This window comes from Methylorubrum sp. B1-46 (assembly GCF_021117295.1).
In the GTDB taxonomy this organism is placed as follows: domain Bacteria; phylum Pseudomonadota; class Alphaproteobacteria; order Rhizobiales; family Beijerinckiaceae; genus Methylobacterium.
In genome coordinates, this window is record NZ_CP088247.1 from 2,651,059 (window position 1) to 2,670,906 (window position 19,848).

The 19,848-nt window shown below is 66.9% G+C and carries 15 protein-coding genes, 2 tRNA genes and 2 pseudogenes; 11 read left to right on the plus strand and 8 right to left on the minus strand.

The features are described 5' to 3' along the window. Positions 1-102 precede the first annotated feature (102 nt). From tig to LPC10_RS12240, 7 genes and pseudogenes are all read left to right on the plus strand, one after another. A complete protein-coding gene (gene tig, locus LPC10_RS12210; protein ID WP_231346902.1) occupies positions 103-1,527 on the plus strand; it encodes a trigger factor in 1,425 nt (474 codons plus the stop codon). Between the two features lie 135 nt (positions 1,528-1,662). Continuing rightward, positions 1,663-2,289 carry an ATP-dependent Clp protease proteolytic subunit gene (locus LPC10_RS12215; RefSeq protein WP_231346903.1) on the plus strand — a complete coding sequence of 209 codons (627 nt, stop codon included), beginning with the start codon at positions 1,663-1,665 and terminating at the stop codon, positions 2,287-2,289. Between the two features lie 246 nt (positions 2,290-2,535). Further along, the gene (gene clpX, locus LPC10_RS12220; protein WP_231346904.1) at positions 2,536-3,807 is read left to right on the plus strand and encodes an ATP-dependent Clp protease ATP-binding subunit ClpX; all 1,272 of its coding nucleotides are present in this window, start codon (positions 2,536-2,538) and stop codon (positions 3,805-3,807) included. 267 nt (positions 3,808-4,074) lie between these two features. Continuing rightward, positions 4,075-6,498, plus strand: a complete 2,424-nt coding sequence (gene lon / locus LPC10_RS12225) for an endopeptidase La (protein ID WP_231346905.1) — start codon at positions 4,075-4,077, stop codon at positions 6,496-6,498. Positions 6,499-6,630: 132 nt separating this feature from the next. Next, positions 6,631-6,706: transfer RNA gene (locus tag LPC10_RS12230), tRNA-Val, on the plus strand. Positions 6,707-6,795: 89 nt separating this feature from the next. Further along, positions 6,796-7,062 (plus strand): hypothetical protein, encoded by a 267-nt coding sequence (locus tag LPC10_RS12235; protein WP_231346906.1) that lies wholly within the window; start codon positions 6,796-6,798, stop codon positions 7,060-7,062. 74 nt (positions 7,063-7,136) lie between these two features. After that, positions 7,137-7,520 (plus strand): annotated as a pseudogene (locus tag LPC10_RS12240) (hypothetical protein); the annotation flags it as partial. Positions 7,521-7,630: 110 nt separating this feature from the next. Here LPC10_RS12240 and istB read toward each other — a convergent pair. The 6 genes and pseudogenes from istB to LPC10_RS12270 form a co-directional block, all read right to left on the minus strand. After that, positions 7,631-8,473 carry an IS21-like element ISMdi7 family helper ATPase IstB gene (gene istB / locus LPC10_RS12245; protein WP_003596510.1) on the minus strand — a complete coding sequence of 281 codons (843 nt, stop codon included), beginning with the start codon at positions 8,471-8,473 and terminating at the stop codon, positions 7,631-7,633. Further along, the gene (istA, locus tag LPC10_RS12250; RefSeq protein WP_012778770.1) at positions 8,470-9,969 is read right to left on the minus strand and encodes an IS21-like element ISMdi7 family transposase; all 1,500 of its coding nucleotides are present in this window, start codon (positions 9,967-9,969) and stop codon (positions 8,470-8,472) included. The genes istB and istA overlap by 4 nt, the downstream gene beginning before the upstream one ends. Positions 9,970-10,076: 107 nt before the next feature. Next, positions 10,077-10,643 (minus strand): annotated as a pseudogene (locus tag LPC10_RS12255) (L-histidine N(alpha)-methyltransferase); the annotation flags it as partial. Beyond that, the gene (locus tag LPC10_RS12260) at positions 10,640-11,665 is read right to left on the minus strand and encodes a class I SAM-dependent methyltransferase (RefSeq protein WP_231346907.1); all 1,026 of its coding nucleotides are present in this window, start codon (positions 11,663-11,665) and stop codon (positions 10,640-10,642) included. The pseudogene LPC10_RS12255 and the gene LPC10_RS12260, both read right to left, overlap by 4 nt. Positions 11,666-11,667: 2 nt before the next feature. Further along, positions 11,668-12,423 carry a guanitoxin biosynthesis heme-dependent pre-guanitoxin N-hydroxylase GntA gene (gene gntA, locus LPC10_RS12265; RefSeq protein WP_231346908.1) on the minus strand — a complete coding sequence of 252 codons (756 nt, stop codon included), beginning with the start codon at positions 12,421-12,423 and terminating at the stop codon, positions 11,668-11,670. 271 nt (positions 12,424-12,694) lie between these two features. Continuing rightward, complete coding sequence (locus LPC10_RS12270; protein ID WP_017485737.1) at positions 12,695-13,291, minus strand: DUF1989 domain-containing protein; 597 nt, start codon at positions 13,289-13,291, stop codon at positions 12,695-12,697. Positions 13,292-13,460: 169 nt separating this feature from the next. Between LPC10_RS12270 and LPC10_RS12275 the strand changes: the two genes are divergently transcribed. The 3 genes from LPC10_RS12275 (at position 13,461) to LPC10_RS12285 (ending at position 16,669) form a co-directional block, all read left to right on the plus strand. After that, positions 13,461-15,482, plus strand: coding sequence for an OPT family oligopeptide transporter (locus LPC10_RS12275; RefSeq protein ID WP_231346909.1), 2,022 nt, complete (start codon positions 13,461-13,463; stop codon positions 15,480-15,482). A 68-nt stretch (positions 15,483-15,550) separates the two neighbouring features. Further along, positions 15,551-16,345, plus strand: coding sequence for an ABC transporter permease (locus tag LPC10_RS12280; protein ID WP_231346910.1), 795 nt, complete (start codon positions 15,551-15,553; stop codon positions 16,343-16,345). A 248-nt stretch (positions 16,346-16,593) separates the two neighbouring features. Continuing rightward, a tRNA-Ala gene (locus tag LPC10_RS12285) sits at positions 16,594-16,669 on the plus strand. 239 nt (positions 16,670-16,908) lie between these two features. Here the strand turns inward: LPC10_RS12285 and LPC10_RS12290 are convergent. Continuing rightward, entirely contained in the window at positions 16,909-17,625 is a 717-nt protein-coding gene (locus tag LPC10_RS12290) for a hypothetical protein (protein ID WP_231346911.1), read from the minus strand. A gap of 222 nt (positions 17,626-17,847) precedes the next feature. On the opposite strand from LPC10_RS12290, the gene LPC10_RS12295 reads away from it, so the two are divergent. Continuing rightward, entirely contained in the window at positions 17,848-19,026 is a 1,179-nt protein-coding gene (locus LPC10_RS12295; protein WP_231346912.1) for a YihY/virulence factor BrkB family protein, read from the plus strand. A 393-nt stretch (positions 19,027-19,419) separates the two neighbouring features. Here the strand turns inward: LPC10_RS12295 and LPC10_RS12300 are convergent, their stop codons facing one another. Further along, the gene (locus LPC10_RS12300; protein WP_231346913.1) at positions 19,420-19,818 is read right to left on the minus strand and encodes a hypothetical protein; all 399 of its coding nucleotides are present in this window, start codon (positions 19,816-19,818) and stop codon (positions 19,420-19,422) included. Positions 19,819-19,848: the final 30 nt, after the last annotated feature.

Sequence of the window (19,848 nt, forward strand, 5' to 3'; positions counted from 1 at the left end):
GGTCGGCGCCGGGACCGAATCGGTTCCCGCCGGGACCTCTCCCATGGCGCAGCGGCACGCGAAGACGAGATTGCGGTTTTAGACAAAAGCGGACGAACGACGATGCAGGTGACCGAGACGACCTCCGAGGGGCTGAAGCGCGAGTTTCAGGTGCTCCTCCCCGCGACCGAGCTTGAGGATCGCCTCAACACCGAGCTCTCGAACATCAAGGGCAAGGTCCAGATCAAGGGCTTCCGCCCCGGCAAGGTGCCGGTCGCGCACCTGCGCAAGGTCTACGGCAAGTCCGTGATGGCCGACGTGCTGCAGAACGCCGTCAACGAGGCGAACCAGCAGATCGTCGCCGACAAGGGCCTGCGCCTCGCCCTCGAGCCGCAGATCGAGTTCCCGAAGGACGAAGAGCAGAACATTATCGAGCGCGCGCTCGACGCCAAGGGCGACCTCGCCTTCAAGGTGAAGCTCGAAGTGCTGCCGAGCTTCGAGCTCGCCGACCTCTCGGACGTCTCGATCAAGAAGCTCGTGCTCAAGCCCTCTGATGAGGAGATCAACGAGACGCTGGAGCGCATGGCCAAGGACAGCCGCTCCTTCGAGCCCCGCGAGGAGGGCGCAGAGGCGCAATCCGGCGACCGCGTCACCATCGACTTCGTCGGCCGTATCGACGGCACCGAGTTCGAGGGCGGCAAGGGCGAGGATGTCGATCTGGAACTCGGCTCCAACACCTTCATCCCCGGCTTCGAGGACCAGCTCGTCGGCGCCAAGGTCGGCGACTCGCGTCTCGTGAAGGTCGCCTTCCCGGCCGATTACCAGGCCGAGCAGCTCGCCGGTAAGGACGCCGAGTTCGACGTGACCGTGAAGGCGGTCGCCGCCCCCGGCGAGACCAAGATCGACGACGAGCTCGCCAAGCGCTTCGGCATGGACGACCTGGAGAAGCTGAAGGAGGCCGTCTCCAAGGCCGTCGGCGCCGATTACGAGGCTCAGTCCCGGCGCAAGCTCAAGAAGGAGCTGCTCGACGCGCTCGACGGCAAGTACGCCTTCGACCTGCCCCCGAGCCTCGTCCACCAGGAGTTCGCCGCCGTGTGGGCGCAGGTCGAGCAGGACCTGAAGAACCGCGGCAAGACCTTCGAGGACGAGGGCACCACCGAGGAGGCCTCCCAGGCGGAGTACCGCAAGATCGCCGAGCGGCGCGTCCGCCTCGGTCTGGTGCTTGCGCAAGTCGGCGAGACCGCCGATATCAAGGTCTCGGATGACGAGGTCAATCAGGCTCTGTTCGCCCGGATCCGGCAGTTCCCGGGCCAGGAGAAGCAGGTCTACGACTTCTACCGCAACAATCCGCAGGCGCTCGCCGAGCTTCGCGCGCCGCTGTTCGAGGAGAAGGTCGTCGACCACGTCCTCGGTCAGGTCCAGGTCGTCGAGGAACCCGTCTCCAAGGAGGCGCTCTTCGCCGAAGACGACGAGGCCGATGCGGCTTCGACGGACGAGAAGCCGAGCGAGTCCAGCAACGAGGCGGCGGCCGATAAGGCTGCCGGCTGATCGCCGACCCACCGGCTCCGCGGCGGGCGGCGGTCTCGAGAGAGATCAGGCGGCGTTAACGGCTGCCATGTTCGCTGTAACCAACCGGCCCCGAGCGATTCGCTCCGGGGCCGGACTCCGGAGCCGAGGGCTGATATGAGAGATCCGGTCGACTACTTCCACAATTCGCTCGTGCCCATGGTGGTCGAGCAGTCGAGCCGCGGCGAGCGCGCCTTCGACATCTATTCCCGGCTCCTGCGCGAGCGGATCATCTTCCTGACCGGCCCCGTCGAGGACCAGGGCGCGTCGCTGATCGTCGCCCAGCTCCTGTTCCTGGAGGCCGAGAACCCGAAGAAGGAAATCTCCTTCTACATCAACTCGCCCGGCGGTGTGGTGACGTCGGGTCTGTCGATCTACGACACGATGCAGTTCATCCGCTGCCCCGTCACGACGCTCTGCGTCGGTCAGGCCGCCTCGATGGGCTCGCTCCTGCTCACCGCTGGCGAGCCCGGCCACCGTTTCGCCCTGCCGAACGCCCGGATCATGGTCCACCAGCCCTCCGGCGGCTTCCAGGGCCAGGCCACGGATATCCTGATCCATGCCCGCGAGATCGAAGCCCTGAAGAAGCGGCTCAACGAGATCTACGTGAAGCACACGGGCCGCGACTACGAGACGATCCATCAGGCGCTCGAGCGCGACAACTTCATGACCGCCGACGCGGCCAAGGAGTTTGGCCTGATCGACGACATCCTGCACAAGCGCCCGGAGCCGGCTGCCGCCTGACCGGGAACCGGCGGCGCGCAGGGTGCGCTATCCCGACCATGTCGGGGCATGCGTCTTTTGGGCGCCCGTCCCGGTCCCTAGGCCGGTTGATCCCGAGCCGGCTGCATGATTGCATCGGGATTCAGAGTGCCTCAATCCCGACGCATCCGCCCTGTGTGACTGTTTCTTTAGGCGGATGCGCTTACATCGTATGATCGACGCGCGTGCCCTCCTGGCTGGGGCCGCGCCTGCGAACCGGAGACCGATATGAGCAAGACAGGCGGCAACGACTCCAAGAGCACGCTGTACTGCTCGTTCTGCGGCAAGAGCCAGCACGAGGTTCGCAAGCTGATTGCGGGCCCGACGGTGTTCATCTGCGACGAGTGCGTCGAGCTGTGCATGGACATCATCCGTGAGGAATCGAAGTCCTCGCTGGTGAAGTCCCGCGACGGGGTGCCGACCCCGAAGGAGATCCGGCGGGTCCTCGACGACTATGTCATCGGGCAGGACTTCGCCAAGAAGGTTCTTTCGGTGGCCGTGCACAACCACTACAAGCGCCTCGCCCACGCGACGAAGCACAACGACGTCGAGCTCGCCAAGTCCAACATCATGCTGATCGGGCCGACCGGCTCGGGCAAGACGCTGCTCGCGCAGACGCTCGCCCGCATCCTCGACGTGCCCTTCACCATGGCGGATGCGACGACGCTGACCGAGGCCGGCTATGTCGGCGAGGACGTCGAGAACATCATCCTCAAGCTGCTCCAGGCCTCCGACTACAACGTCGAGCGGGCGCAGCGCGGCATCGTGTACATCGACGAGATCGACAAGATCTCCCGCAAGTCGGACAATCCCTCGATCACCCGCGACGTCTCGGGCGAGGGCGTGCAGCAGGCGCTCCTGAAGATCATGGAGGGCACCGTCGCCTCCGTGCCTCCGCAGGGCGGCCGCAAGCACCCGCAGCAGGAGTTCCTGCAGGTCGACACCACCAACATCCTGTTCATCTGCGGCGGCGCCTTCGCGGGCCTTGAGCGCATCATTTCCCAGCGCGGCAAGGGCACCTCGATCGGCTTCGGCGCCGCGGTGCAGGCCCCCGATGATCGGCGTACAGGCGAAATCTTCCGCTCGGTCGAGCCGGAGGATCTGCTGAAGTTCGGCCTCATCCCCGAATTCGTCGGCCGTCTGCCGGTGCTGGCGACGCTTGAGGACCTCGACGAGGAGGCCCTCAAGAAGATCCTGCAGGAGCCCAAGAACGCCCTGGTCAAGCAGTACCAGCGGCTGTTCGAGATGGAGAACGTCGAGCTGACCTTCCAGGACGAGGCCCTCGGCCTCGTCGCCCGCAAGGCCATCGAGCGCAAGACCGGCGCCCGCGGTCTCCGGTCGATCCTGGAGACCATCCTCCTCGACACGATGTACGACCTGCCGGGTCTCGATTCGGTCGAGCAGGTCGTCATCGGCCCCGAGGTGGTGGACGGCAAATCGAAGCCGCTCTTCATCCACGGCGATCGCAACAAGGACGCACCGGCCAGCGTCAGCGCCTGATCGGCAAACCTCGAGGGCCGCACGGTTTTGAGCCGGCGGCCCTCTTTCGTTCCGGGGGGCAGCGCGCTTGAAAGCGCCTTCCGCAACGACCATTTCAGGCTCAACGCAGCGCCCTACGCTTCACTCTCCCGAAAGGTCGGGCCTGCGCCACCAGCCGCAAACTGATTATCCGCTTCCGACCCTTCGCGGCCCGGTCGGCACCTGGCAGGATGCTTGCTCTCCAACGAGGAGCGAATGCCCGGCGTCAACAGATCAAGGGAAGACCCTATGACCCAGTCGAAATCGCGCCAGCCGGTCGTTCCCGGTTCGACGGGCTCTTACGCCGTCCTGCCGCTGCGCGACATCGTCGTGTTTCCGCACATGATCGTGCCCCTCTTCGTGGGCCGCGAGAAGTCGATCCGCGCGCTTGAGGAGGCGGTGCGCTCGGACCGGCACATCCTGCTCGCGACGCAGATCAACGCCAGTGACGACGATCCGGCCACTGATGCCATCTACACGATCGGCACGCTCGCCTCCGTGCTGCAGCTCCTCAAGCTGCCCGACGGCACCGTGAAGGTGCTGGTCGAGGGCGCCGGTCGCGCGCAGATCGAGGAGTTCGTCCGCTCCGACGAATACTACGAGGCGCGTGCCCTCACGCTCGCCGACGACCTCGGCGACCGCGTCGAGGCGGAGGCGCTCGCCCGCTCGGTCATCTCCGAGTTCGAGAACTACGTTAAGCTCAACAAGAAGATCTCGCCCGAGGTCGTCTCCGCCGTCACGCAGATCGACGAGCCGTCCAAGCTCGCCGACACCGTCGGCTCGCACCTCGCGGTCAAGATCGCCGACAAGCAGGCGATCCTCGAGATCCCCACGGTGGCGCAGCGCCTGGAGCGCGTGCTGTCGCTGATGGAGAGCGAGATCTCCGTTCTGCAGGTGGAAAAGCGCATCCGGACCCGCGTCAAGCGGCAGATGGAGAAGACCCAGCGCGAGTACTACCTCAACGAGCAGATGAAGGCGATCCAGAAGGAGCTCGGCGATTCCGAAGACGGTCGCGACGAGCTGGCCGAGCTGGAAGAAAAGATCGAGAAGACCAAGCTGACGAAGGAGGCCCGCGACAAGGCCACCGCGGAGCTGAAGAAGCTGCGTCAGATGTCGCCGATGTCGGCCGAGGCCACGGTCGTGCGCAACTACCTCGACTGGATGCTCGGCATCCCGTGGGGCAAGCGCTCGAAGATCAAGAAGGACCTGCTCGGCGCGCAAGCGATCCTCGACTCGGATCACTTCGGCCTCGACAAGGTCAAGGACCGGATTGTCGAGTACCTCGCCGTGCAGCAGCGGGCGAACAAGCTCACCGGCCCGATCCTCTGCCTCGTCGGTCCCCCCGGCGTCGGCAAGACCTCGCTCGGCAAGTCGATCGCCAAGGCCACGGGCCGCGAATTCGTCCGCATGTCGCTCGGCGGCGTGCGTGACGAGGCCGAGATCCGCGGTCACCGCCGGACCTATATCGGCTCGATGCCCGGCAAGATCGTTCAGTCGATGCGCAAGGCCAAGACCTCGAACCCGCTCATCCTGCTCGACGAGATCGACAAGATGGGCATGGACTTCCGCGGCGATCCGTCGGCGGCGCTCCTCGAGGTGCTGGATCCGGAGCAGAACGCGACCTTCAACGACCATTACCTCGAGGTCGATTACGACCTGTCGAACGTGATGTTCGTGACGACCGCGAACACGCTCAACATCCCCGGCCCGCTCATGGACCGGATGGAGGTGATCCGTATCGCCGGCTACACCGAAGAGGAGAAGCTGCAGATCGCTCGCCGCCACCTGATCCCCGAGGCGGTCAAGAAGCACGGGCTCGGCCCCGACGAGTGGTCGATCACCGACGACGGCCTGATGATGCTCATCCGCCGCTACACGCGGGAGGCGGGCGTCCGCAACCTGGAGCGCGAGATCTCCAACCTGATCCGCAAGGCGGTGAAGGAGATCCTGATCACCAAGGTGAAGCAGGTCGAGGCCAACCCCGAGACGCTGCCGGAATTCCTCGGCCCGCCGAAGTTCCGCTACGGCGAGATCGACGCGGACGATCAGGTCGGCGTCGTCACGGGTCTGGCCTGGACCGAGGTCGGCGGCGAGCTGCTGACGATCGAGGGTGTCATGATGCCCGGTAAGGGCAAGATGACGGTCACGGGCAACCTGCGCGACGTGATGAAGGAGTCGATCTCGGCGGCGGCGAGCTATGTCCGCTCGCGGGCCATCGACTTCGGCATCGAGCCGCCGCTGTTCGAGCGTCGGGACATCCACGTCCACGTTCCCGAGGGGGCGACCCCGAAGGACGGGCCGTCGGCGGGCATCGCCATGGCCACCGCCATCATCTCGACGCTCACCGGCATCCCGGTGCGCCGTGACGTGGCGATGACCGGTGAGGTGACCCTGCGCGGTCGCGTCCTGCCGATCGGCGGCCTGAAGGAGAAGCTGCTTGCCGCGCTTCGCGGTGGCATCAAGACGGTGCTGATCCCGGAGGAGAACGCCAAGGACATCGCCGAGGTGCCCGACAGCGTGAAGAACGGCCTCGAGATCGTGCCCGTCTCGCGGATGGATCAGGTGCTGCAGCACGCCCTCGTGCGCCAGCCCGAGCCCATCGAATGGGACGAGCCGCTCCCGGCCAAGGCGCCGAAGCGGGACGAGGACGGTGCGGCGGTCATCGCCCACTAATCCAGCGACCCACGCAATGAGTGAAGCCCCCGGAGCCACGCTTCGGGGGCTTTTTTCGTCGGCGGGGGAGGGGAGGCCGTGGGGCGGACTTGCGCAGGCGCGTTGGCTTTCGTAACGCTGCGCGGCCGGAGCGGGCGGTTAGCTCAGTTGGTAGAGCGTCTCCTTTACACGGAGAGGGTCGGGGGTTCGAGTCCCTCACCGCCCACCAATTATTACAATGACCTAGCGACGGTGCTGCTTACCATAGACGTTCGCTAGTAAGCACATGGTAGGCGCCAGGGGCAAAACGGACCGAAAATGCCGGACCCCAATCCCACCGTCGGCGAACTCTTCAAGGCCAAGGCCGTCGCCGACGATGAGGTGAACGCGGCCGTCGATGCGTTCCTCGCCAATCCGGCAACCGGCGTGGTTCCGCTCGCGAATGGCTGTCGAATCAACGTCGCTGAGGCGGTGGAAGCGCACCCATTCGCGCGAGCTACTCTATCAGGCGAGAAGCCAACGCCTTCTCGTAAGAGAAAAGCAGTTCGGGCGGCGATCCTGCTGGCGCGGGCGCAGGAAGCCTAAGAGCGGTCGGCCGGCAAGGCTGAGGTAACCAAGCACGCCTATGCCGACGGCTCCTTCTTCAGTCGGCAGCCGTGATGCTCCTTCCCGAACTCGCGTCCGATCCGCTTCCGCCGCAAGCCGCCGAGTGGCGCAAGGCTTTCGGCACCCTCCGTCCCACCAGCCCACCGTGCCGCTACGTCAGCGCGACCACCTGGGCCAACATCCACGAGGCCTGCACCGACTTCATCGAGCGCTTCGGCGCCGAGGCCGTCCGCTTAGGCTGGACAGCGCCCGAGCTTTTCGGCGTTCATCCGGAGCACGGGCTGCTGCGAGTCGATTGGTGCGGGGTGATGATGATTGGCGGACGCAAGGCGGTCGGCATCGAGGCGGACCGGGTCCCGTTCGGCAACCTGACCGGCTACCGGAATGTGCCTGGGGCGCCGGTCGGGATCCCGATCTGGGAGTTTTGTAAAGGGCGGACCAATTTTAGGCCGCCGTGGCGGAGTAAAACCAGGCCACGGACTGCGGACAGCCTGAACGATGAAGGGGCCCGATCGGGCCTCTTCATCGTTTGTCGCGGATCGTGAGGTCAGGCTGGCCGGATCTCGCCCGTCGCGGGATCAGGGTCATCAAGGGTGGCCTGGTTTTGCTCCGCCCTGTCTGTGCGGCCCCGCCGGCTGCGGGAGGATCTGAGGCGGTAGCTGTCTCCGTTCAGGCTCAGGATGCTGACGTGATGGGTCAGCCGATCCAGCAGCGCACCGGTCAGCCGCTCCGAGCCCAGGACCGAGGTCCAGTCCTCGAACGGAAGGTTCGAGGTCACCACCGTCGAGCCGCGCTCGTAGCGCTGGGACAGGACCTCGAACAAAAGCTCGGCCCCCGTCGGCGACAGCGGCACGTAGCCGAGTTCATCGACAATCAGCAACTTCACCGCGGCCAGCTCCCTCTGAAGCCGGAGCAGGCGGCGCTCGTCACGCGCCTCCATGAGCTGGTTGACCAGCGAGGCCGCCGTGGTGAACGTGACCGAGAAGCCCTTCTGGCAGGCTGCCAGTCCGAGAGCCAGGGCGATGTGCGTCTTGCCGGTGCCGGAGTTGCCGAGCGCGATGACGTTCTCCCGACCGAGGACGTAGCCGCAGCGCGCCAGCTCCAGCACGAGCATCTTGTTCAGGCTCGGGATGGCGGCGAAGTCGAAGGTGTCGAGGCTCTTCACCGCCGGGAAGCGTGCCGCCCGGATCCGGCGCTCGACCATGCGCCGTTCGCGGTCGATCAGTTCCAGCTCAACCAGCCGCAGCAGATAGCGGGGGTGGTCGAGGCCGCTCCGGGCGCAGTCCCGGGCGACCTTGTCGTACTCGCGCAGGACCGTCGGCAACTTCAACTGCTTGAGGTGATGGGCGAGCAGGACGCCCGGTGTCGTCTCATCGCCGCTCACGCTCATGCCGCCACCTCCGGCACCAGCACCGTGTAGTCGGCGGCCATCGTCGCGCGCACCGCAGGCCGGGGCAGATGCGGGTAGGCCGACAAGTCGAGCCGAGGCGGCCGCCGTTCGAGACGGGCCAGCGCGATCAACTTGACCGCATCGAAGCCAATCGCCCCGAGCCGGATCGCCTCGGTGACGGCCCAGGCCACGAGGTCCTTCGGCATCGCCTCCATCAGGCGCAGCACCTGGATGAACTCGCGCTTGCCGCGGTTGCCCATGCGCGCCTCCAGAAGGTGGCGCAGGTGCTGGAACGCCTCGGGCAGATCCCAGCCCTGGAGTGCCGCGGCTTGGTCGAGGGCGTTCGGCTTGGTCTCGATCAGCGCGAGGTAGTGCAGAGGTTCGGCGACGAAAACGCCGCTGCCGTAGCTGCGCGGGTGCCGGGCGATCTCGACCCCCGCACACAGGATCACGACTTCCTCGACGAAGCCCTTCACCAGCACGTCCCGGAAGCCGTAGGTGGTCGGCACCGAGTAGTCGTTGCCGCGATAGCGCACCAGCGCGGTCGACGAGACGCGCCCGGCCCTCTTCTCGCACGGCTCCAGCGGCACCGCCGGCAGGGCTCGCAGAACCACTCGATCGGCCATGAGCCGCGTTCCGATGCTCTCGGGATGCCGCCCGGCGCACTCGTTCTGCCGAGCTCGGCAGCGGCGCTCCAGGTCAGCGTTCAGCGCCTCGAACGAGGCCGCCTCCGGAGCCGGGGTCATGAAGTGGGACCGGGCGAACTTGACCAGCCCCTCGACCTTGCCCTTGTCGTTGCCCCTGCCCGGACGGCCGAAGCGATCCCGGAACAGGCAGTGGCTCACCAACTCGGTGAAGGCGCGCGTACGCTCACGCTGTCCGTCGCCGCAGATCTTGGCCACTGCGATTTTGGTGTTGTCGTACAGGATCGACAGAGGCACGCCGCCGAAGAAGGCGAAGGCGGCGACATGCCCGTCGAGAAAAGCTTCGGTGGTCTCCCGCGGATACGCCTTCACGAAGCAGGCGTCGGAGTGCGGCAGATCCATGCAGAAGAAATGGATCTTGCGGCGCACGCCAGCGATGGTGGCGACCGCCTCGCCAAAATCGACCTGGGCATGGCCGGGCGGGTGGGCGAGCGGCACGAAAGTCTCCTGCCCCCGTGCTCGGCAGATCCGTACGTGGTCCTTCACCACGGTATAGCCACCGGCATAGCCGTGCTCGTCGCGTAGGCGCTCGAAGATCCGCTTGGCCGTATGGCGTTGCTTGAGCGGTGCAGTCCGGTCCGCCTCAAGGATCGCCGCGATCACTGGCAGAAGAGGCCCGAGCTTCGGCTTCTCGACCGGCTTCGAGCGTGTGTAGCCCGGCGGCAACGAGAACCGACACATCTTGGCGATCGTCTCTCGGCTCAACCCGAAGACCCGAGCCGCCTCACGCCGGGACTGGCCCTCGATGAACACGAACTGCCGAACGGCTGCGTAGACTTCCACGACGAACATCCTCGGCTCCTCTCGAAAGAGAAGCCTCTCCACTGGCCGGCTTTTACACCGCCCGCATCAGCACAAAGCCGACGCTCCAGTGGATGGTTTTGTCACCGCCCTACACAATCGGCGCCCACCAGGAAGTGGCTCGGCCCCAGTGTCTCGCGCGCGCGTGCGAGGAAGCCGCCGGACTGCTCCGGCGTGAAGTTGCCGATGCTGGTGCCGGGAAAGAAGCCGAGGATCGGCGGGGCCGCCGCGCCCGGCGGCAGGCGGATCGGTTTCGAGTAGTCGGCGCAGACCGGCGTCATCGCCACCCCCGGATAATCCTGTGCCAGCCGGGCGATCGCCGCTTCGAGATAGGCGCCGGATATGTCGAGGCCGAGAAAGGCGGCGGGCGCCTCCAGGGCATCGAGCAGGGTGCGGATCTTCCGGCTCGCGCCGCTGCCGAACTCCACCACGCTGACGCCGGGTCCCACGAGGGCTGCGACTTCCGCCGCGACGCGGGGCAGGAGCGCCATCTCGCGCTTCGTCGGGTAATAGTCGGGATGTGCGCAGATCCGATCGAACAAGTCGGAGCCGGTCTCGTCCCAGAGGTACTTGCCCGGGAGCGTCTTCGGAACGCCCGAGAGACCGGCCAGCGCGTCGCGAAGGAACTCGGCGCGCTCGTCCGTTCCGCCCTCGGCCGCTTTCATCGGTCGCCGGCCGGGCGTGTGGCGGTGAGAATGACCAGCGCGATCCGCTCGGCCGCTGCGTAGCCCGGATCGTCGAGCTCCTCGCCGTACTCGTCCGGATCGAATTCGCGATAGGACCAGCCGAGGCCGGCCCGCTCGCAGATCGCGCCCGCCTCGGCCCGGAAGCCGTCATGACCTTCGACGATGGCCGAACCGGTGAACAGGACGAGAGAGCCGCCCGGAGCCAGTCGTTCGGCCGCCGCCTCGACCACCCGCAGCGAGAGCCCGGCACCGAGCGGTCCGCCACCGTGCCGGTAGGCCCGTCCGCCCGCATCCACCATGAAGGGCGGGTTGGAGACGATGAGGTCGAACACGCCTTCGACACCGCTCAGCATGTCGCTGTGGACGGGATGCACGTTCTCGACGCCCGCGAGCCGGGCGTTGATCCCCGCCGTTCGCAGGGCGGCTGGGTTGATGTCGACGAGGACGACCTCGGCCTGCGGCACCCTCTTGGCGACGAGGATGCCCGCCGCGCCCGATCCACAGCCGATATCGGCGACCCGCCGCGGGGCCGGTTGCCCGGCGCGGGCACGGTCTTCGAGGTGAGTGAGGACGGCTTCCGCGAAGCGCATCGTGTCGGGGCCGAAGAAGACAGAATCCGCCGCGAGCGGTGGATAAGCCGCGTGCAGGAACAGCTCGTCGGCGAGGCTCGACAGGCGCACCCGCGCTTTCAGAAGGCGACCGTCGGGGCCCTCGACGCGGTCGAGTACGCCAGCCCGCTGCATCAGGTCGGTCAGGTCCGTCGGGATCAGATCCTCGCGAAACGGCCGGCTCCAGCCCAGCACGTCGCGCAGGGACCGCGCGACGGCGTTGTCGGGCCGGGCATTGACCCGGGCATGTGTGGCGGGGGTCACCGTGGTGAAGCGGTAGCCGTTGTCGCGCACGGCACGGGCGAGGGCGAGAAGCGCCTCGTCCCGATTGGTGTCGCCGTGGACCGGCTCGGGCTCGTGGGCAGGGCGGGTCAGAACATCGGCCGTGGTCATGCTTAACCCTCCATTTGCCCGGCGACGAAGGCGCCCAAGCGCAGATCCGCCGCGACCTGCTGTGCATCCCAGTGCGCCGCCCCCTCCCGGCGCCGGTAGGGGCAGACCCAATCGTCCGGCACTGCCCGCCCGCTGAACTGCCGGGCGGCCGAGCGCTCGCCGTGCTGGGCGAGCATCGGATTGACCGAGCCGGCCCAGGCCACGTCCCGCTCGACGATCGAGTCGCGAAGCCGGTCGTAGCGTCCCTCCGCCCGCAGCCGCTCGAACTGATCGTGCAGATTGAACACCAGGACCGGGTGATCGAAGCGGCGCGCTTTGCGACTTGCACCGGGATGCAGCCCGACGATGAAGAAGCCTTCGCCGCCCAGGCTCATCGAGAAATGCGGGTCGTCCGGGTTCGCCGAGACCCGCGGATCCTGGGGGTGGCCCAGTCCGCTGTCATGGTCGGACAGCGACTGCATCCGCCGCCAGAGGGCGGCCTCGAACGCTTCCTCGCTCAAGCGGGACGCCTTCTCAAACACCACGGCGAAGCTCTGGAACTGCTCACGGCGGGCGCGGTAGCGGCAGATGAAGGCCAGCAGCGCCGGATAGATCCGCGCGTCGTCGGCGTCGGAGGCGATGTCGCGGGCGACCAAGACCTTGAGCTGGCCACGGGAGAGGGCGGATTTGGCGCCGACGCAAGGGAAGGGTTGTTGGCGGATGAAGTGCCGGAAGCGCTCGGCGAGCGGATGACCGGTGTCGTCGGTGGGCAGAAGCATGACACCTCGTGCGGAGCGGGCAAGCGAACGTCGCGACCGGACCTGCCGGCCCGGTTCGTGAGGAGCGTGGGAGAGGAGCCGGCCGACGCGGTCCGCCGGTCCTCGGAAGGAGTGGACTGCGCGGGGAACCGCGGCTCCCGACCAATGTTCCGCGAGGCTTGGGGATAACAGGGAATGTGAGCCGTTGGGCTCACCTGCGGATTGTCTTGAACATCCGCGGCATCGTGGCGCAGAGTTCAGTCGGCTCGCGAAAACATCTTACCGGACGGCATCAAGACTCAATTTCGTAATGGATCGGCTTGAACGAGAAGTTGTTCGATTGCAGGGCCGAGCAGGCGGTCAGGCCGATGACGAGATCAGTCTCCGCCACGAAACTCACCCGGTCACCGGCCCGGCTCAGCGGCGGGCGCACGGCGATCTCGCCGCTCTGTCCGTCGACGGTGACGTGCATGAACACGTTGAAGGCGACCGGGATGCGATCCGGCACGATGCCGTAGGGCGCGAGCGCCGCGGCGAGGTTGCCGAAGCAGCCCCGGTGCGGGTGTTCGTCGCCGTAGATGATCCGGAACGTGTCGGCCGAGCAGGGCGTGAGCAGGAAGTCGTGGCGGCCCACCGTGTCCTCGACGATGCGCAGGAGCACGTTGGAGCGGTTCGAGTAGATCGGGTCGCCCGTCGTCAGGAAGATGCGCGAGGCGTAGTCGATGGTGCGGCCCGAGGAAATGACCTCGTCGAGGTCGTCCCGGCGGAAGGCGACGAGGTCGGCCACCTGTTCGCCCTGGGGATCAATCACCGTGAGGCGCTGACCGCGGTCGAGGGTGAAGGCTGCCCCCGAGCGCGGCGGAATCTCGTGACGCACGGGTCGGCTCATCGGTTGGTCTCTCGTCAAAGCGGGCCGGGCCCGCGGGATCGCGCCGGCCGATCGCCGGACCGGGCTTGGCAGCAGCTAAGGCGCGATGGGGGATCAGACGAGGGGGCCGTCGGGTTCCCGAACGGTGTCGACGTCCCGAAAAGCGGGGCGGCACCGGAGACGCCTGCCCGTGGATGCACGATCCGACGAACGCTCCCTGCACTCCGGCGAGGCCGGTCGGGACGGCTCCCGTCACATCGCCGAGATCACCCTGCGCGGGCTTCTGCTCGGAGCGGTGATCACGGTCGTGTTCATGACGGCCAACCTCTACATGGGGCTGAAGACCGGCGTCACCTTCTCGACCTCGATCCCGGCGGCCATGCTGTCGATGGGCCTGCTGCGCCTGTTCGGCGGATCCGGCATCCTCGAGAACAACATCGTCCAGACGCAAGGGTCAGCGGCGGGCACCTTGTGCAACGTCATCCTGGTGCTGCCGGGCCTCGTGCTGATCGGCCATTGGCACGGGTTTCCGTTCTGGCAGACCACCGCCGTCTGTCTCATCGGCGGGCTGATCGGCCTCGTCTACTCGATCCCCCTGCGACGCGCGTTGGTGATGGGCGCCGGGCTTCCCTATCCCGAGGGCACCGCTGCGGCCGAAGTGCTGCATGCCGGCGAGGCCGGCGACCGCGGCGGCCTGCGCATTCTGCTCGGCGCAGCCGGCGCGGGCGGGTTGATCGGTCTCGCCACCACCGGTTTCCGTCTTCTCGCCGACGGCCTCCACACCACCCTGGCCGCCGGGCCGGCCCTGTTCCGCTTCGCCACCGGCTTCTCGCCGGCGCTCGTCGGCGTCGGCTACCTCGTCGGGCTCGGCGCCTGTCTCGCCCTGCTCGCCGGCGTGGCCCTGGCCTGGGGCATCGCGGTGCCGCTGCTCACCGCCTTCGGCGACGGGGCCGGCACAGGGGGCGCGGAGGCGGCGGCGCGGGCGGTGTGGTCGGAGAAGGTCCGCCTGATCGGCGCGGGCATCATCGCCGTCGGCGCGATCTGGACCGTCGCCTCCCTCGGCCGCTCGATCCTCGACAGCATTCGGTCCGCCTTCGGTGCCGCGCGGGGCGGCGGCCACGCTCTACGCCAACTGCCCCGCCAGGAGCGCGACCTGCCGATCACATGGGTCGCGGGCGCCTCGCTCCTGCTCGCTCTGCCGCTGGCCTGGCTCTTCTTCCATTTCAGCGTGGGCGCCGAATTGGGCGGCCTGCGCTTCGCGCTGGTCGCTTTCGCGACCCTGTTCACGGTCGGCTTCGGCTTCCTGATGGCGGCGGCCTGCGGCTATCTCGCCGGACTGCTCGGCTCCTCCTCCAGTCCGATCTCCGGCATCGGCATCCTGACCACCCTGCTCGCGGCCCTGTTGCTGCCGCTGCTGCTCGGCCGCGCCGCCGGGCCGGAAGGCGAACGCTTCGTCGTCGCGGCCGTGCTGTTGCTCTCGGCCATCGTCGTCACCACCGCTTCGATCGCCAACGACAACCTTCAGGATCTCAAGACCGGCCAGCTCGTCGATGCCACCCCCTGGCGCCAGCAGGTGGCGCTGGCGGCCGGCGTCGGTGTCGGCGCCCTGGTGATCGCGCCGCTCCTCGATCTCCTCTACAACGCCTACGGCTTCGTCGGCGCGCTGCCCCGCGAGGGCATGGACGAGGCCTCGGCCCTGCCGGCGCCGCAGGCTGCCCTCATGAGCCAGATTGCCGGCGGCATCGTGCGCGGCGAGCTGCCCTGGTCGATGGTGGCGACGGGTGCCGGCCTCGGAGCGCTGCTTGTCGCCCTGGAGGCGCGCCTGCGCCGCGGCGGCCGCTCCTTCCCCGCGCTCACCGTCGGGATCGGCATGTACCTGCCGCTGGAGGTCGTGGTGACGATCGCCTTCGGCGGACTCGTCGGCCGGCTCGCGGCACGCCGCCTGCGCGAAGCCGGCGAGGCCGGGCGGGCGGGCGGACGCCGTCGCGGTGTGCTGTTGGCATCGGGCTTCCTCGTCGGCGAGAGCGTCGTCGGCGTGCTGCTCGCGGCTGCCGACACACTGAGCGGCCGCAGCGCCTCTCTCGCCTTCGCAGCCGATGCGTTGGGCGGGGTGGGCCCTTGGCTCGGGCTCGTGGTCTTCCTGCTGGTGCTTTCGGCCTTCTACCGCATCGCGTCACGCACGGGCGAGGCGGGCCGGCGCGGCAACGCTTGATCCGTCCTCGATTTCGTCGCGATTGGAGGCGAGCATAACGGCGCGACTGCCCCGTTGCGACGGATCCCATGAACGCCCAAGCCCCGTCTCTGCCTCAGCGTCAGAGCCATCTCGACGTCTACCTGCGAGTCCTCAGCGCCCTGATGCTGCGCGACATGCGCAGCCGTTTCGGCGGAACCTACTGGGGCTACTTGGTGCAGGTTCTGTGGCCCTGCGCGCATCTTGCCATCATCGTCGGTGCCATGACGTTTCGCGGCATCAAGTCGCCCATGGGCGACGATCCTATGGTCTTCGTCGCGACGGGCGCGCTTCCGGCACTTGCCTTCCAGTACATCTCCCGCGAGGTGATGAAAGGCTACCTGACTCATAAGCCGCTGACCTATTTCCCGCAGGTCAAGCGCTTTGACACTGTTGTTGCGCGCATTTTGGTCGAAATCGTCAGCAGTTTCCTGGGCGTTTGCCTTGTCTTCGTCGTCCTCATCTGTTTCGGCGTCGATCCTGTTCCTGTCGATATGATGACAGCCATCGGTGGCTATCTGACGGCGATCGCGCTCGGGATCGGGGTTGGGACGATTAACGTTGGGATATGTTCCGTTTTCCCAGGATGGGCCCTCGGATATATACTGGTATCTCTGAGTCTTTATCTAACAAGTGGCGTATACTTTATGGCCTGTTACATGCCTGAAGAAATCTACTACTATCTGAAGTGGAATCCGATCACGCAGCTGATCGAGTGGGTCCGCCTGGGGTACGATCCGACGATGCCGGTCCAGATCGATTATCTTTATCTCTTCGGCTGGGTTTTCGGCAGTCTGACCATCGGCCTGCTGATGGAGCGCTACGTGGTTCGGGCTCAACAGTGAGGGTAAAGCGCGCCGCACGCACGCGCCGCAGGCGGCATCTGCGATCCGTCTCCGAAGGCGAACGCCTCGCGCAGGTCGGGCCTGAGATCGGGAGTACGGTGGGATCGAGAGGCGGCTCAAAAAATCGGCCAAGCCTTCGAAAAAGGGGTTGAGTCCCGCCGATCCTCCGCTTATAGAACCGCTCATCGCCGACGCACTCAGCGCCGCCGGCGACGCCAGAGACCGGAACCGGTCGCTGCAGAAATGATGGGGCCTTAGCTCAGCTGGGAGAGCGCTTCCATGGCATGGAAGAGGTCATCGGTTCGATCCCGTTAGGCTCCACCATCATACATTCCCCGTAGACAGGCGCGCCGGCCAAGACTTGGCTGAAGATTTCGCGAGTTCGTCCGGGATAAACTTCTCAAATCGATCTGCAAACGCTGCGATCGCATCGGCACGCCCATTACAGGTTCTGCGCCGGTCCGCAGGGGGCAAAGATCCGCTTTCGGATCTGCCGCTTCTGCCATCCGGGAGTGGCCGATAGGGTTTGCCTGTCGGCCGAGCCTGAGAACATCGTGATCGCTTCAGCGAGCCGCTTGCCAGGGGTTGATGACGCGGGCGGGAATCGGGCCCGTCTCGACGCGGGCTTGACGGTTGATGGGCTCGATCGCCTCCTGAGGCGCAAGGCGCTGAGCTTTGGCGAGCGCCTTGCGGGCTTCGTCGGCCGGCATGGCGCCGTGCGGCAGTATCATCGCCATCAACTGGCGGCGGGTCTTCGCGTTGATGGTGCGGGCGTGCTTCACATCCGCGAAATCGCTCATGCGATGGCGCGCGGCCTTCGTGCCACGGCCGCGATCCCCGTGCCCCATGAAGACCTTGGGGCCGTTCGGCATGACGACGATGTCGCCGGGGCGAAGGGTTTCGTCGCGCAGAAGTGCCGCGGTCGGATTGGCGGCGATCGCTTTCGAATCGACCGGCTGCTTGCCGCTGATGCCGTCGCCCTCATCCTTCTTCAGCGGCACCCCTTTAGGCAGTGCGGCGTAGCGCACCTTCGGGCGGTTCCGTTCCGCCGTGCTGCGGTGGCGGCGCCAGCGGTAGCGCTCGTTTACCTCGCCGCCGCCATAGGCCGGCACGACCGGGGCTGGCGCAGGCGCTGCCTGCTGCGGGGCGAAAAGCTGCTGAAACAGGCCGCCGAGACCGCCCTCCTGGGCATGCACACCGGCGGCAGTCGAGAGAACGAGGGCGGACGAGGCCAGGACGAGCGCGAAGCGTCGTCCGGAGCGAGACAGAGTCGAGGGCATCGACGGCTCCTGAAGCGAGGCGGTCGCGTTCGACCGATGCGCTGTTAACTGGGGCCAATCTTAACGGTTCCGGCGAAAACGTGGCGCGAATATGGAAATTCTGAGACAGTCGATCCGACTATGCTGCCGGATGCCATCCTCACATCCGTGTGAACCCGAAGTCGCGCCAAAGGGTTGCCGAACTGCGCCGCTGATCCTGCGGCGGACGGAGCCGATTTCTCCATGCCTACTTCCGACCGCGCCGTTCCCGACGCCGCCGCGGGCTCAGCCGGCGATTCCCGCTATCCAGCCCTCTGGACGATGGCTTTAGGGGCAGCGCTCCTCGGGGTCGTCGCCCTTCCGCGCCGGTCCGTGGCGTCCGCGGATCGAGCCCGGCCGAGCGGCGATGCGGGACAGGACTCGGCGCGACAGGAATCGCCCTCGCACGAGGGTGCGGATGCCCACCGGGTGGCGCGCACCGAGCGCGATCGCGGCCGTTCCGCCGACAGCCCGACCGAAATGCCGGCCGCGGGCTGGAAGGACATCCTCAAGCGGACCTATCGGGATATCGGCGAGAACCGCCTCACCCTCGTCTCGGCGGGCGTGACCTTCTTCGTGCTTCTCGCGATCTTCCCGGCCATCGCCGCCCTGGTTTCCGTCTACGGTCTCATCGCCGACGTTTCGACGATCAACCAGCAGATCGACGCATTGCGCGGCGTCCTTCCATCCGGTGGCGTCGACATCGTCTCCGAGCAAGTCAAGCGGCTGACCGAGAAGGGTGACACGGCGCTGGGCCTCACGGCGCTCTTCGGCATCGCGCTCTCGGTCTGGAGCGCCAATGGCGGCGTCAAGCATGTCTTCGACGCGCTCAACCTCGTCTACAACGAGCGCGAGCGACGCGGCTTCTTCAAGCTCAATCTCGTTTCGCTGGCCTTCACCGCCGGCGCGCTGCTCTTCGTCGTCATTGCGCTCGCGGGCATCGTCGCGGTGCCGGTGGCGATCCAGTTTCTCGGAATGTCGAGCGACGCGTGGTGGCTGGCGCTGCTACGGTGGCCGGCGCTGTTCGTCGTGGTGATCCTGATGCTGGCGGTGCTCTACCGCTACGGCCCGAGCCGGGATGCGCCGCGCTGGCGCTGGGTGACGCCGGGCGGCATGATCGCCGCGTTCCTGTGGCTGGCCGGTTCTCTGCTGTTCTCGTGGTACGTCTCGAATTTCGGCAGCTACGACAAGACCTACGGTTCACTCGGCGCCGCCATCGGCTTCATGACCTGGATCTGGCTCTCGACCACGATCGTGCTGCTCGGTGCGCAGCTCAATGCCGAACTCGAGCACCAGACTGCCAAGGACACGACCGTTGGCGAGCCCAAACCGCTCGGGACCCGCGATGCGCGCATGGCCGACACAGTGGGAGCCGCGGCCTGAGGAGGCCCCTCGTCCTCGATCCCCGCCTTGCTCGGATCGTCGGCGAGGGCGAGGTCGTCCACGCTGAACGGCGTGGGACATCGTCTCGGGGAGGAAGAAGAAGGCGCTGCCTTCAGCTCGGCACCCTTCGTCTTGCCGATCGTCGCGTCGTGCTTGAGAGGGATCGAGGGCGCTTGCGAGAAGGGCAGCGAACGCGGCGCCGGGCTTATTCCCACGGGCATTGTCATCCTCCCAGCGAGCCTACGACCGGTCGGATAGAAGAGTGCTGACGACTGAGCCGGGCGCCGGCCGGTGCGCGGGGCCAAACGTCCAGATGGATGGGATCGAGCGAAAGAGAGCGGCGGGGCTCGCGCCCTGCGGCCCTCCTTGCCGCTGCTGGATCGTCGAAGGTACTCAGTAGGCCGTGCGGCCGTAGGCGCCGGAGCCCTGATAGGCCGTATAGCCGGCCGGACGGCGGACCGAGCCCGTCACGATGTCGCCCGCAGCATCCGCGGTGCCGCCCACCACGTTGCCCGCGGCGTTCACCGTACCGCCGACGAGGGTGCCAGCCGCGCCGAGCGTGCCGCCGACGAGGGCGCCGGCCGTGTTGGTCACGCCGCCGACCACGTTGCCGACGCCGCCGATGAGGCCGCCGCGCTCCCGCACAGGGTCGATATGCGCACCCCAGACATTGAGCGTGCCGTCACGATTGTAGCTGGCACTGTCGGACGGGATGCCCTGGGCGAGGCTCGGAGTCGCGGCCAGGCCGAGAGCGAGAGCGACGGCGGTGGCGATCTTGGTGCGGTTCGTCATGATCGTACCTCTAACTTTCTTGGCGGGCTG